Here is a 13237-nt window from a genome sequence, read left to right on the forward strand (position 1 = left end):
GGTGCTTTTCTGGTGATGGGTACTACCAACGGGAGCGCGCTCGAAAAAGGTGGGTATCACTTTTTCGCTACGAACGCGCAACCACGCAAAGACAGCACCCTCAATTTAAAAAACAAAGCTCGGGCAGCAAAGTGACCGCAAACGATTTCGAGCGCTACAATCCGCGCGAGAAAGAACCATTCTGGCAGAAAACCTGGGACGAGAAGGAAACCTTCACGGTTTCCGATGAAATCCCCGCCGACCCCTATTATGTGCTCGAGATGTTTCCCTACCCCTCGGGCCGCATCCATGTCGGTCACGTGCGCAACTACGCCATGGGCGACGTCGTCGCGCGGTTCCAGCGCGCCAGAGGCAAGACGGTCCTCCACCCCATGGGCTGGGACGCTTTCGGCATGCCCGCGGAAAACGCGGCGATGGCCAACAAGGTCCACCCGCGCGAATGGACCTACGCCAATATCGCCGCCATGCGCACCCAGCTCCAGTCCATGGGCCTTTCGCTCGACTGGAGCCGCGAGTTCGCCACCTGCGACGAGGCCTACTACCACCGCCAGCAGATGCTGTTCCTCGACTTCCTCGAGGCCGGGCTCGTCACCCGCAAGACCTCCAAGGTCAACTGGGATCCCGTCGACCAGACCGTCCTCGCCAACGAGCAGGTGATCGACGGCCGCGGCTGGCGCTCCGGCGCGCTCGTCGAACAGCGCGAACTGACCCAATGGTTCTTCAAGATTTCCGACTTCGCCGAGGAATTGCTCGAGGCCATCGATGGGCTCGACAACTGGCCGGAAAAAGTCCGTCTGATGCAGCAGAACTGGATCGGGCGCTCCGAAGGCCTGCGCATGCTCTTCGAGGTCGCGACCGAACAAAGCCCTGCCAAAACCATCGAGGTCTTCACCACACGCCCCGATACGCTCTTCGGCGCATCCTTCATCGCGCTCTCGGCCGATCATCCGCTGGCCGCCGAGCTTGCCAAGACCGACCCGGCGCTCGTCGATTTCATCGCCGAGTGCCACCGCATGGGCACAGCCGCCGAAACCATTGAAACCGCAGAGAAAAAAGGCTTCAAGACAACGCTTGAGGTCAAGCACCCGGTCATCGAGGGCGCGACGCTGCCCGTCTATGTCGCCAATTTCGTCCTGATGGATTACGGCACCGGCGCCATCTTCGGCTGCCCCGGCCACGACCAGCGCGACCTCGACTTCGCCAACGCCTATGGCCTGCCCGTCATCCCGGTCATCCTGCCCGAGGACGCGGACCCCAAAAGCTTCACCATCACCGACGAGGCCTATACCGGCCCCGGCAAGGTCTTCAATTCGGGCTTCCTCGACGGGCTCGATGTCGAGGACGCCAAGGCGAAAATCGCGCAAACGCTCGAAACCCGCCTCGTCGACGGCAAGCCGCAAGGCGTGCGCCAGACCAATTACCGGCTGCGCGACTGGGGCATCTCCCGCCAGCGCTACTGGGGCTGCCCGATCCCGGTGATCCATTGCGATCATTGCGGGGTCGTGCCCGTACCCAAGGATCAGCTCCCCGTACGCCTGCCCGAGGACGTCGAATTCGACACCCCCGGCAACCCGCTCGACCGCCATCCGGGGTTCCGCAACACCACCTGCCCCGAATGCGGCGCCGAGGCCCGGCGCGAGACCGACACGATGGACACCTTCGTGGATTCCTCGTGGTATTTCGCCCGCTTCACCGCGCCGGGCGCCGAAACCCCGACCGTCCCCGCGCTCGCCAACGCCTGGATGCCGGTCGATCAGTATATCGGCGGCATCGAGCACGCGATCCTGCACCTGCTCTATTCGCGCTTTTTCACCCGCGCGATGAAAAAGACCGGCCATATCGGCATCGACGAGCCCTTCAAGGGCCTGTTCACGCAGGGCATGGTGACTCACGAGACCTATAAGGACGATAGCGGCCAATGGCTTGCGCCCACCGAGGTCGCCATCGAGATGGTCGGCGAGGAACGCGTCGCGCGCCACATCGGAACGGGCAAGCCGGTCACCATCGGCTCGGTCGAAAAGATGAGCAAATCCAAGCGCAACGTCATCGACCCCGAGGACATGATCGCCGCCTACGGCGCCGACACCGTGCGCTGGTTCGTCCTTTCCGATTCGCCCCCCGAGCGCGACGTCCAGTGGACCGAGGCGGGCATCGAGGGCGCCTGGCGCTATGTCCAGCGCGTCTGGCGGCTGGTCAATGAGGCGAGCGCCGTGCTCGACACCAGCGCGGAAACCCTCGACGAGGATCCCGCGTCGATCGAAATGCTCAAGACCGCCCACAAGGCCGTCGATCAGATCACCCGCGACATCGCCGGCCTGAGGTTCAACCGTGCCGTCGCGCAGGTCTACGAATTGACCAACGCGATCTCGAAATTTCTCCCCGCGATCGCTCCCGCCCCATCATTGACCGCGATCAAGGCGTTGCGCACCTCGGTTGAATTCCTCATCCAGACCATCGCGCCGATGATGCCCCATCTGGCCGAGAGCTGCTGGGGCGTTCTGGGGCACGACAGGATGGTCTGCGACACCCCCTGGCCGGAAGCCGATCCGCGCTATCTCGTTGACGATACAGTGGTTTTGGCCGTGCAGGTCAACGGCAAACGCCGCGGCGAAATCTCCGTCGCCAAGGATGCCGCCGGCCCGCAGGTCGAAGAGGCGGCCCTTGCGCTCGACGCCGTCGCGCGTATCCTCGACGGCAAATCGCCCAAGAAGGTCATCGTCGTGCCCAACAGGATCGTCAATGTGGTCGCCTAGCCGCGCCGCGCGCGCGGCGGCGGTCGCAATCGCCGTGCTCGCCGCGCCAGTGCTCGCCGCGTGCAGCTTCGGTCCGGTCTATTCCGGCGCGGCCCAGAGCCGGCCGGCGCTCGCCCTGCGCTACGCCGAGCCCGGATCGAGGCTCGAGCAGATCGTCTACCAGGAACTCGCCCGCGACCTCGGCCGCTCGACCGACGCCGACGCGCCGGTGCTTTCGGTGTCCGTCGGCATAAGCGAAACCCGCGTCGGCCTGTCCTCCGCATCGAGCCCGGTGTCCGACCGCCAGGTCGTCGCAACCGCCACCTGGACGCTGCGCGAAGACGGCGCGGTGATATCCACCGGCAAGCGCACGGCTGTCTCCGGCTACCAGCGCACGGGTCAGACCTTCGCCGACGACCGCGCCGAAGCCAATGCCGAAGAACAGGCCACCCGCGCCGTTGCCGAAGCCGTTCGCCTCGCCCTGCTGGCCGAGCTCGCTCCCCAATGACGGCGCTCAAGGGCCGCGATATCGAGACCTTTCTTGCCAAACCCTCGTTAAATCAAGGGTTTATACTCGTCTATGGCCCCGATGGCGGGCTGGTCTCGGAAAACGCTGGCCGACTCCTCAAAGCCTTCGCCGGAGACCCGCCGGACCCTGAAAGTCTCGTCACCCTGCACATGAGCGAGATCGACGCCGACGCCCAGCGTCTCGGCATCGAGGCGCGCACACCTTCGCTGTTCGGATCGGGCAAGGTCATTCGCGTCCGCGCAGCCACTAACAAGCTCACCGCGACCCTGACCGAACTGCTCGACGAGAAAGCCGACGCCCTTTTCATTGTCGAGGGCGGAGACCTCAAGCCCTCGGATTCCCTGCGTAAACTGGCCGAGCAGCGCCGCGACGCCCGCGCCTTGCCCTGCTACGCCGATACCGGCCAATCCCTCGACAAGCTCATCCGCGAAAGCTTCGCCGCCGCCAATATCACCACCGAGCCCGACCTCGTCCCCTTCCTGCGCGACATGCTCGGCAATGACCGCCAGGTGACCCGTGGCGAGATCGAAAAGCTCGTTCTTTACGCCGGCGAAGGCGGCAGCCTGACCCGCGACGACGTGACCGCGCTCTGCGGCGACAACGCGGCCCTTGCCCTCGACGCGGTCGTCGACGCCATCGCCAGCGGCCATGCAAGGAATTTCGACACCGCCCTGACCCGCGCCGCGGCTGCCGGTACCGACACCCAGCGCATCCTCGCCGTCGCGCTCAACCACTTCGCCCGTCTGCGCGCCATGCGGTCCCAGATCGACGAAGGCACGCCCCCCAATCAGGTTATCGACCGCGCCACCCCGCGCATCCACTTTTCGCGCAAATCGGCGATGGAACAACAATTGCGCATCTGGAACGACGACGGCCTCGCCAGTGCCTGCGCCCGGCTGAGCCTCGCGGTCGCCCAGTCCCGCAAGTCTTCGGCCCTTGCCCAGGCCACCGCCCGGCAGGCCATGCTGGCCGTTTGCATGGCAGCGGCTCGCCGATGACCCTACTGGCCATGGGACATCTAAGTCCTTGCCAGTAAACGTATATTCTTGATCTGGCGCGCGACCGTAAAGTCAACTGCTTCACGTGAAACACCCACTAAAAAACCCGGCGCATCCGCACCGGGCTTTGAAATTTTGCGCAGGGTGGTGGCTACCCCATCAGCCGAGAGCACACACCGTCGAGTTGCTCGAGCGTCTTGTAGCGGATTTCGAGCTTCCCGCCCTTTTCCTTGTGGTCGAGCGTCACCGAAAGCCCCAGCGCATCGGACAATTGCCGCTCGAGCGCCAACGTGTCTGCGTCTTTTTCCTTGCCTTTGGTGCTGGCTTCGGAGGCCGGACGCTTCTTGGCTTCGGTATCTTTCTGGTGCAGGGCCTCGGCCTCGCGCACCGATAGCCCCGCTGAAACGATGCGGCGCGCCAGCGCCAGCGGGTCGTCCGAGGTAATCAGCGTCCGCGCGTGCCCAGCGGTCAGATCGCCGCTTTCGATCATCTCCTGCACCTCGGCGGGCAACCGCAGCAGCCGCAGCGTGTTGGCCACATGCGAGCGCGATTTGCCGATCACCTGGGCGAGATCGTTCTGCGTATAGCCGAACTGGTCCATCAGCTGCCCGTATCCTTGCGCCTCTTCGAGGGCATTGAGGTCGGCCCGCTGGACGTTCTCGATAATCGCGAGTTCGAGCGCTTCCTTGTCGTCGACTTCACGCACCAGCACGGGAACTTCGTGCAGCCCGGCCTTCTGTGCCGCCCGCCAGCGGCGCTCGCCGGCAATGATTTCGAACCGGTCGGGATCTTCCGCGCTCGGGCGCACCAGCAAGGGCTGCATCACGCCCTTCTCGCGGATCGAATTGGTCAGGTCCTCAAGCAGCTCGTCGTCGAAATCCTTGCGCGGGTTGGCGCGGTTGGCGACGACGAATTCAACCGGCAATCGCCGGACGCCCGAGCCGGTATCGAGCTGGCGGGGCGCCTCGACGGGCCCCATGTCACCAATCAAAGCGGCAAGGCCGCGGCCCAGACGGGCGGGTTTGTCGTTCATCTTGATCTCCATCAGGCCGCCCTCAACTGCCGCTCGCGCTTGATCACCTCAGTCGCTAGCCGCAGGTAAGCCTGACTGCCTGCACACTTCAAATCGTACAAAAGCGCCGGCTTGCCGTAGGACGGCGCCTCACTCAGCCGCACATTGCGCGGAATGACGGTGTCGTAGACCAGCGTCCCCATATGGTCGCGCACATCCGCCAAAACCTGTTCGGACAGGTTGTTGCGCTTGTCGTACATGGTCATCACTACGCCCTGGATCGACAAGCCGGGATTGAGCGTCGAGCGGATCTGCTCGATGGTCTGCAGAAGCTGGCTCAACCCCTCGAGCGCGAAGAATTCGCACTGCAGCGGCACCAGAACCGCATCGGCGGCCGTCAACGCATTGATCGTCAGAAGATTGAGCGAGGGCGGACAGTCGATCAGAACATAGCTGATCGGCTTGCCGTCGATCGTGATCTCGTGCGCGGTCTTGAGCGCTTCCTTGAGCCGGAACGCCCGGTCCCGCTCGGCGGCGATTGTGAGCTCGACGCCCAGAAGATCCATCGTCGAGGGGACGATGGCGACATTCGGCACCGCCGTGCGCGCCGCGGCCTCGACGACCGTGCATTCATTGAGCAGAAGGTCGTAGCTCGACCGCTCGCGCTGCGCCCGTCCAAGCCCGAGCCCTGTCGAGGCATTGCCCTGGGGATCGAGATCGATGATCAGAACCCGCTCGCCGATCGCCGCGAGCGCCGTGGCGAGGTTGATCGCCGTCGTTGTCTTGCCGACGCCGCCTTTCTGATTGGCGAGCGTGAGGATACGCGGATGCATGTGGCCTCCGAAACCTGTTTGGTTTCAATCCCTTAGCGCGCCAAACGACAAGCAACCCGCTTTATCGCCCAAAGCGCGACGAACCAAAAGACTCGCTCCGGTTTCCCAATAGGGAAAGCGCCTTGCGCCGCTTGAACCGAAGTCCCGATCAGAGCGCCCGCAGATGCGTCAGCTCCAGAATAACCCCTTCGGGGTCGATCAGGCTCCTATGATGTACCACGTCGAAGGCAAAAGAAGAATCCGCGAGTTGCAGTTCTTCACGAAATTCCCTGCCCTTATGGAAGTAAGCCCTTGCATTCGGGCCAAAGAAGGGCAGCGCATAACGCAGAAGAAGCGGTAAAGGCGCCAGGGCGCGTGAGGTTATGATATTGATTTCGCCCACATCTTCGGGGTCGACGGCTTCGATGCGCGCATTGTGGACGCGCGCGCCCGCAAGCCCGAATTCGCGAATCGCGGCATTGAGAAAAGCGCATTTGCGGCCATTGGACTCGATCAGATCGAACCGGACACCGCTATCCTTGAGCGCAATAGCGAGCGGGATTGCGGGAAAACCGCCACCGGAACCGATATCGAGCACATGCATCGGACCACGCGCCTCGGTCGCGGATGTGAAGATCAGCGGCAGCAATTGCAGCGAATCGAGAATATGCCGGTCCCAGATCGCGCGGACTGTTTCACGTGAAACGAGATTCTGCACTCGCTGCCATTTTTCCACCATGTCGTTAAGGCCCGCGAGGTCCGCATGCACCGCGTCGAGGTCGCGGCCGAACCAGTCGCGGTAGGGCTCCAGCGACGAAAGCGATCCGGACGCGCTCAACTTGCCTTTCGCTCCATACGGCCGCGCCGGATGACCGCGAGGATCAGGGTCAGCGCTGCCGGCGTCACGCCCTCGATCCGCTGGGCCTGGGCAATGGTCTGCGGCCGCGCCGCGATGAGTTTCTGCTTCATCTCGTTGGACAGCCCCGGCAAAGCGGCATAGTCGAGCCATTCGGGAATCGCCCGGCCTTCGTCACGCCGGACCGCCTCAACGTCCGCGTGCTGCCGCTCAAGATAAACCGCATACTGCGCATCGATCGCGAGTTGCTCGTAGGTGGCAGGATCGATTTCGCCCACCTCCGGCCAAAGCGTTGTAATTTCTTGCTTTTCCGTATTCGGATAACTCATCAGCTCGAACGCGGTGCGCCGCACGCCGTCGGCATTGACCTTGACACCGGCCTTGCGCGCCGCCGTCGGCGTGACCGATAGAGACTTCAACAGCGTCGTACCGGCGTTGAGCCGCGCCATGCGCGCACGGTGATGCTCTTTGCGGCGCTGGCCCACAAGGCCAACCGCGATCCCGAGATCGGTCAGTCGCTGATCGGCATTGTCCGAACGCAACTGCAACCGGAATTCGGCCCGCGACGTGAACATCCGATAGGGTTCTGTCACCCCGCGCGTCACCAGGTCGTCGATCATGACCCCCAGATAGGAATTGGTGCGCGAGAGAATGAGTGGTTCGGCGCCCTGGACTGCCAACCCCGCATTGGCCCCCGCCAGGAGACCCTGCGCCGCGGCCTCCTCGTAACCCGTCGTGCCGTTGATCTGCCCGGCAAGATAAAGCCCGGGCACCGCCCGCAGCATCAAGGCCGGCGAAAGTTCCCGCGGATCGACATGATCGTACTCGATGGCATAGCCGGGCCGCTTGATGACGACGTTCTCGAGCCCTGGCATCGCCTTGAGGAAAGCAAGCTGCACCTCTTCAGGAAGTGACGTCGAAAGGCCGTTCGGATAGATCGTCGGATCGTCGAGGCCTTCGGGTTCGAGAAAGACCAGATGGCTCTCCTTGTCCGCGAACCGAACGATCTTGTCCTCGATCGACGGACAATAGCGCGGCCCCCGGCTCTGGATGCGTCCCGAATACATTGCCGACCGCGAAAGATTGTCCGAGATGATCCGATGCGCTTCAGCGGTCGTCCGTGTCTCGAAGCACGTGATCTGTGGGTTGGTAATCGCGTCGGTCAGCGCCGAGAACGGCTCGGGCGGGTTGTCCCCGTGCTGCGCGGCGAGCGCCCCGAAATCGATCGACCCCGCATCGAGCCGCGGCGGTGTTCCGGTCTTGAGGCGCCCCAGCGTCAGTCCGAGGCCTTCAAGCCGCTCCGAAAGCCCCAGAACCGGTCGCTCCCCGGCGCGCCCGGCCGGGATCGTCTCTTCACCGCGATGGATCAGCCCGCGCAGGAACGTCCCGGTCGTCAGAACCACCGCCCTCGTCCCGAATTGCCGCCCGTCGAGCAGCACAACGCCGGCAACGGCGCCGCCTTCGGTCACAAGATCGTCGACCTCGCCCTCGATAATCTCGAGATTGGGCGTGCCGGCCAGTTCAGCCTGCATGGCGCTGCGGTAAAGCGCACGGTCCGCCTGCGCCCGCGGTCCGCGCACCGCGGGCCCCTTGCGCCGGTTGAGGACCCGGAACTGGATACCGGCGGCATCGGCCACCCGTCCCATAACCCCGTCGAGCGCGTCGATCTCGCGCACCAAATGCCCCTTGCCCAGCCCGCCGATCGCCGGGTTGCAGCTCATCTCGCCGATGGTGGCGCGCTTGTGGGTAATAAGGGCTGTTGGCACCCCCATGCGCGCGGACGCGGCCGCAGCCTCGCAGCCGGCATGCCCGCCCCCCACAACAATGACGCCGAAATCGCTCATGTGTGTCTAACTCTGTTTCACGTGAATCATCGTGGCCGCGATGTGTGTCATCAAAAGGGCCAGGATTGTTTCATTGTCGTCATCGTGTTTCACGTGAATCCGGTTCCGTTGCAACCGGCAATCGCTGTTTCACGTGAATCACTTTCCGATGCAGAACCCCGCAAACAGCCGGTCCAGCACGGTTTCCGTGTCAATAAGCCCGATCAACCGCGCCAGCGCATCCGACGTCAGCCGCAATTCCTCGGCGCACAATTCCGGTTGATCGATAAGCGTGATCCCACGATGAATGTGGCCGAGGGCCGCTTCGAGCGCCTGTCGGTCGCGTAAATGGCTGACCAGCCCGGTTTCCGCACCGCCGAGCCGCGCCTCAATATGGGTTTTGAGCCTTGAAATCAAGGCCTCCACCCCCGCGCCCGTCCGCGCAGAGACTGCGAGATCTCCGCTTTTCGGGGGCTGGAGATCGGCCTTTGTCGCCAGGCGCCAGACCGGCGACCGGGTTTCCGGCAGAGATGCCTCCGCAATATCCGGCGCGTCGAGCCACAAAACAAGGTCCGCGAGATCGAGGGCTTGCCCCGTCCGCTCTATTCCGGCCGCTTCGGCCTTGCTCGTCGTTTCGCGCAGCCCTGCAGTGTCGGTGACGATCACCAATTGCCCGCCGAGGTCGATTGCAACGTCCTTCGTGTCACGCGTTGTGCCTGCTTCGTCGGTCACAATGGCGAGGTCTGAACCGGCTAAAGCATTTAGAAGGCTGGATTTTCCCGCGTTCGGCGGTCCGGCAAGGACGATCCGGAAGCCTTCGCGAACAATGCGGCCACTGGCATAGCCGGAAAGCGCCGATTCGATATCGCGCGCCAACGTGGCGAGCCCGGGCCCGAAGTCCTGGGGCAAGTCTTGCGGAACATCATCCTCGTCGGCAAAATCGAGATGCGCCTCGATCTCCGCCCGGGCATCGATAAGAATGTCCCGCCAGCGTGTGATCTTTACCGCCAGCCCGCCGCCGAGCCGCATCAAGGCCTGCTTGCGCTGGCTTTCGGTTTCCGCCGCGAGCAGATCGCCCAGCCCTTCGATGGCCGTCAGATCGAACTTGCCGTTTTCAAACGCCCGTCTGGTGAAATCCCCCGGCCCGGCGAGAACAACGCCCTCCATGGCCGTTAAAGCGCCCAGAATGGCTTTGACGCCAGCCGGCGAGCCGTGCACGTGCAGTTCGGCGCAATCCTCGCCCGTAAAAGAACGCGGAGCAGGAAAGATGGCGATAAGGCCCTGGTCGAGGGGTTCACCCGCCCCGGGGTCCCGCAGCGTCCGCAATGCGAGCTTGCGGGGCTCAGGAAGCGCCCCGCAGAGCGTTTCGACCGCTGCAAGGGCCTTGGGGCCGGAAAGGCGCACCACCGCCACGCCAGACGGCAGAGAGCCGGAAGACAGCGCGACGATGGTGGGCTGAGCCATTTTGAACGGGATCGGCCTAGGTATTCATCGAGTCGAAGAATTCGCCATTGGTCTTGGTCTGGCGCAGCTTGTCGAGGAGGAACTCCATCGCATCCACCGTTCCCATCGGATTGAGGATGCGACGCAGGACGTACATTTTCCGCAGAATATCGGGCTCGACAAGCAGTTCTTCCTTGCGCGTGCCCGATTTCGTGACGTCGATGGCCGGGAAGACGCGCTTGTCGGAAACCTTGCGGTCGAGCACGATTTCGGAGTTGCCCGTGCCCTTGAACTCTTCGAAGATCACTTCGTCCATGCGCGATCCTGTGTCGATCAGCGCCGTCGAGATAATGGTCAGCGAGCCGCCGTCCTCGATATTGCGCGCCGCACCGAAGAAACGCTTGGGGCGTTGCAGCGCGTTGGCATCGACACCGCCGGTCAAAACCTTGCCCGATGACGGCACCACCGTGTTGTAAGCGCGGCCAAGACGGGTGATCGAATCGAGCAAAATCACGACATCGCGCTTGTGCTCGACCAGGCGTTTGGCTTTTTCGATAACCATTTCAGCCACTTGCACGTGACGCGAAGCCGGCTCGTCGAAGGTCGAGGAGATCACCTCACCCTTCACCGAGCGCTGCATGTCGGTGACTTCTTCCGGCCGCTCGTCGATCAAAAGCACGATGAGATAGCATTCGGGGTGATTGTTCGCGATCGACTGTGCGATATTCTGCAACAATACCGTCTTACCGGTACGGGGCGGTGCGACGATGAGCGCGCGCTGGCCCTTTCCAAGCGGCGCAACCAGATCGATAACGCGTGCCGACCGGTCCTTGGTCGTCGGATCCTCGAGCTCCATGCGCAGACGCTCGTCGGGATAAAGCGGCGTCAGATTGTCGAAATTGATCTTGTGCCGGACCTTTTCGGGCTCTTCGAAGTTGATCGTATTGACCTTCAAGAGCGCAAAATAACGCTCACCCTCTTTGGGCGAGCGGATCTGGCCTTCGACCGTATCCCCGGTGCGCAACCCGAAGCGCCGGATCTGGGACGGGCTGACATAAATATCGTCAGGGCCGGGAAGGTAGTTCGCGTCCGGTGAGCGCAAAAACCCGAACCCGTCCGGAAGCACCTCGACCACACCCTCGCCCGTGATATCGACCTCGCGCGTCGCCAATTGCTTCAATATGGCGAACATCAATTCCTGCTTGCGCAGGGTGTTTGCGTTTTCAACTTCGAGGTCTTCAGCAAAGGACTGCAATTCGGCCGGAGATTTGGCCTTTAAGTCCCTAAGCTTCATGAATTCCATGATCTGCCTTTTCGCGGGAGATGGATGTAGAAGGGAAAGGATATGTGGAGGAAAAGACGGGCGCGTTTGAAAAAAGGCCCTTGCCGCGACGGACGCGCGGTCTCTGCGGTTTTGCATAAACCGATTTCAGGTCCGATTGCAAGCAGAACCGCAAGCAAGCGCGCCAAGGGGCAAAAACTTACGCGTCAGAACGGTTTGACGATCACCATGATGACGATGACGATCATGAGAACCGTCGGGATCTCGTTGATCATCCGGTAGTAGCGGGCGGGCTTGTCGTTCTTGTCCGCTGCAAAAGCCTTCTGATGGCGCGCCAGGAGCCCATGGAAGCCCGAAAGCGCGATAACGAAGGCGGCCTTGACCCACATCCAGCCCTGGGAAAAATCCACCACTCCGAACCCGAAGGCGAGCGTCAGCCCGAACACCCAGCTCGCGATCATCGCCGGCGTTGTGATGCCCCTCAAAAGCCGGCGTTCCATGACCTTGAAGGTTTCCGACTGCACCGAACCGGGTTCGGCGTCCGCGTGATAGACAAAAAGCCGGGGCAAATAGAGCGAGCCCGCCATCCAGGCGATGACGGAGATAACGTGGAGGGAAAGAACCCAGGGATACCAGTTCACAGCGCGCGTCCGGTTATTGTTTTACAGCCCGGATAAGGACTTCGACGTGTTCGATAGGCGTTTGCGGTGTGATTCCGTGCCCGAGATTGAAGATATGGGGCCGATTTTTGAACCCGTCAACAATCGCCCGCGCCCGATCCTCCATCTGTTTGCCGCCGGCAACGACCCGCAGCGGATCGAGATTACCCTGCACCGTCAGCGTTTCGGGCAGCATCTTGTTGGCGAACCCAACGGGCATGGAAAAATCGAGCCCGAGAACGTTGACGCCCGTTTCGGTCGCATACCTCCCGATCATTCCGGCCGCGCCGCGGGGAAAGCCGATGATCGGCGCGTCGGGGATGTCCGCGCGGACCCGTTCGACAATCCTGGCATTGGGGCCGAGAACGTAGTGCACGAAGGCATCTTCATCGAGATTTAAGGCCCAGCTTTCGAAAATCTGGACGATATCGGCACCGGCCCTGAACTGGGCAATGAGATAGCGCGCGGAAACCTCGACGAGAATGTCAATGAGTGCCGCGAACGCTTCGGGATGCTGCAATGCAAACAGCCGCGCGGCTGCCTGGTCGGGAGATCCCTTGCCTCCCAGCATGTAGGTCGCCACGGTCCATGGCGCTCCACAGAAGCCGATCAGCGTCTTGTCGTCGGCGAGCGCTGACTTGATACGGCTCACAGCCTCGAAAACAGGCTCGAGCTGTTCCAAAGCCGTTTCAGGCGTCAGTTGATCGATTGCGTTGGCATCAAGGGGCTCGAGTAGCGGCCCTTCCCCAGCCGCAAAGCGGACCGGTTGTCCAAGCGCATGCGGAATGACGAGGATATCGGAAAAAAGGATGGCCGCATCGAGGTCGAACCGCCTGAGCGGTTGAAGGGAGACCTCGGTTGCAAAATCGGGATTGAAACACAGATCGAGGAAACCGCCGGCTTTTTCGCGTACCGCACGATATTCGGGAAGGTAGCGCCCGGCTTGCCGCATGATCCAGACGGGCGGCTTTTCCTGGCGGATACCCAAAGCCGCATCGAGCAGAGGTTTTCCGGTAGGCGTAATGGGCATGGGCAAAGGCACTCGGAGGATCGGGTTGGGGAGGGTCTAAGACTCTTAAATGAGTCTGTTT

The 13237-nt window shown here is 62.5% G+C and carries 11 protein-coding genes; 3 read left to right on the forward strand and 8 right to left on the reverse strand.

The window, feature by feature from the left end:
- Window positions 1–131: 131 nt before the first annotated feature.
- Genes leuS through holA form a run of 3 tightly spaced genes read left to right on the forward strand, consistent with a single transcriptional unit; the run spans window position 132 to window position 4259 of the window.
- Complete coding sequence (gene leuS, locus LSG43_RS00775) at window positions 132–2753, forward strand: leucine--tRNA ligase (protein ID WP_231800393.1); 2622 nt, start codon at window positions 132–134, stop codon at window positions 2751–2753.
- Window positions 2740–3240 (forward strand): hypothetical protein, encoded by a 501-nt coding sequence (locus tag LSG43_RS00780; RefSeq protein WP_231800394.1) that lies wholly within the window; start codon window positions 2740–2742, stop codon window positions 3238–3240. Before leuS ends, LSG43_RS00780 begins: the two co-directional genes overlap by 14 nt.
- Window positions 3237–4259: a DNA polymerase III subunit delta gene (gene holA / locus LSG43_RS00785; protein ID WP_231800395.1), complete on the forward strand. Its 1023-nt coding sequence runs from the start codon at window positions 3237–3239 to the stop codon at window positions 4257–4259. Before LSG43_RS00780 ends, holA begins: the two co-directional genes overlap by 4 nt.
- Window positions 4260–4410: 151 nt before the next feature.
- Here holA and LSG43_RS00790 read toward each other — a convergent pair whose 3' ends face one another.
- From LSG43_RS00790 to hemE, 8 genes are all read right to left on the reverse strand, one after another.
- Window positions 4411–5292 (reverse strand): ParB/RepB/Spo0J family partition protein, encoded by an 882-nt coding sequence (locus LSG43_RS00790; RefSeq protein ID WP_231800396.1) that lies wholly within the window; start codon window positions 5290–5292, stop codon window positions 4411–4413.
- A gap of 11 nt (window positions 5293–5303) precedes the next feature.
- On the reverse strand, window positions 5304–6104 hold the full coding sequence (locus LSG43_RS00795) for a ParA family protein (protein ID WP_231800397.1): 801 nt from the start codon (window positions 6102–6104) through the stop codon (window positions 5304–5306).
- A 148-nt stretch (window positions 6105–6252) separates the two neighbouring features.
- Window positions 6253–6921, reverse strand: a complete 669-nt coding sequence (rsmG, locus tag LSG43_RS00800) for a 16S rRNA (guanine(527)-N(7))-methyltransferase RsmG (RefSeq protein WP_231800398.1) — start codon at window positions 6919–6921, stop codon at window positions 6253–6255.
- Entirely contained in the window at window positions 6918–8783 is a 1866-nt protein-coding gene (mnmG, locus tag LSG43_RS00805) for a tRNA uridine-5-carboxymethylaminomethyl(34) synthesis enzyme MnmG (protein WP_231800399.1), read from the reverse strand. The genes rsmG and mnmG overlap by 4 nt, the downstream gene beginning before the upstream one ends.
- 138 nt (window positions 8784–8921) lie before the next feature.
- Window positions 8922–10226 (reverse strand): tRNA uridine-5-carboxymethylaminomethyl(34) synthesis GTPase MnmE, encoded by a 1305-nt coding sequence (gene mnmE, locus LSG43_RS00810; RefSeq protein WP_231800400.1) that lies wholly within the window; start codon window positions 10224–10226, stop codon window positions 8922–8924.
- 16 nt (window positions 10227–10242) lie between these two features.
- On the reverse strand, window positions 10243–11508 hold the full coding sequence (gene rho, locus LSG43_RS00815; RefSeq protein ID WP_231800401.1) for a transcription termination factor Rho: 1266 nt from the start codon (window positions 11506–11508) through the stop codon (window positions 10243–10245).
- 185 nt (window positions 11509–11693) lie between these two features.
- The gene (gene hemJ, locus LSG43_RS00820) at window positions 11694–12128 is read right to left on the reverse strand and encodes a protoporphyrinogen oxidase HemJ (RefSeq protein WP_231800402.1); all 435 of its coding nucleotides are present in this window, start codon (window positions 12126–12128) and stop codon (window positions 11694–11696) included.
- Between the two features lie 13 nt (window positions 12129–12141).
- Window positions 12142–13176, reverse strand: a complete 1035-nt coding sequence (gene hemE / locus LSG43_RS00825; RefSeq protein WP_231800404.1) for a uroporphyrinogen decarboxylase — start codon at window positions 13174–13176, stop codon at window positions 12142–12144.
- Window positions 13177–13237: the final 61 nt, after the last annotated feature.

Origin of the sequence: Pelagibacterium xiamenense (assembly GCF_021166475.1) — a bacterium.
In the GTDB taxonomy this organism is placed as follows: domain Bacteria; phylum Pseudomonadota; class Alphaproteobacteria; order Rhizobiales; family Devosiaceae; genus Pelagibacterium; species Pelagibacterium xiamenense.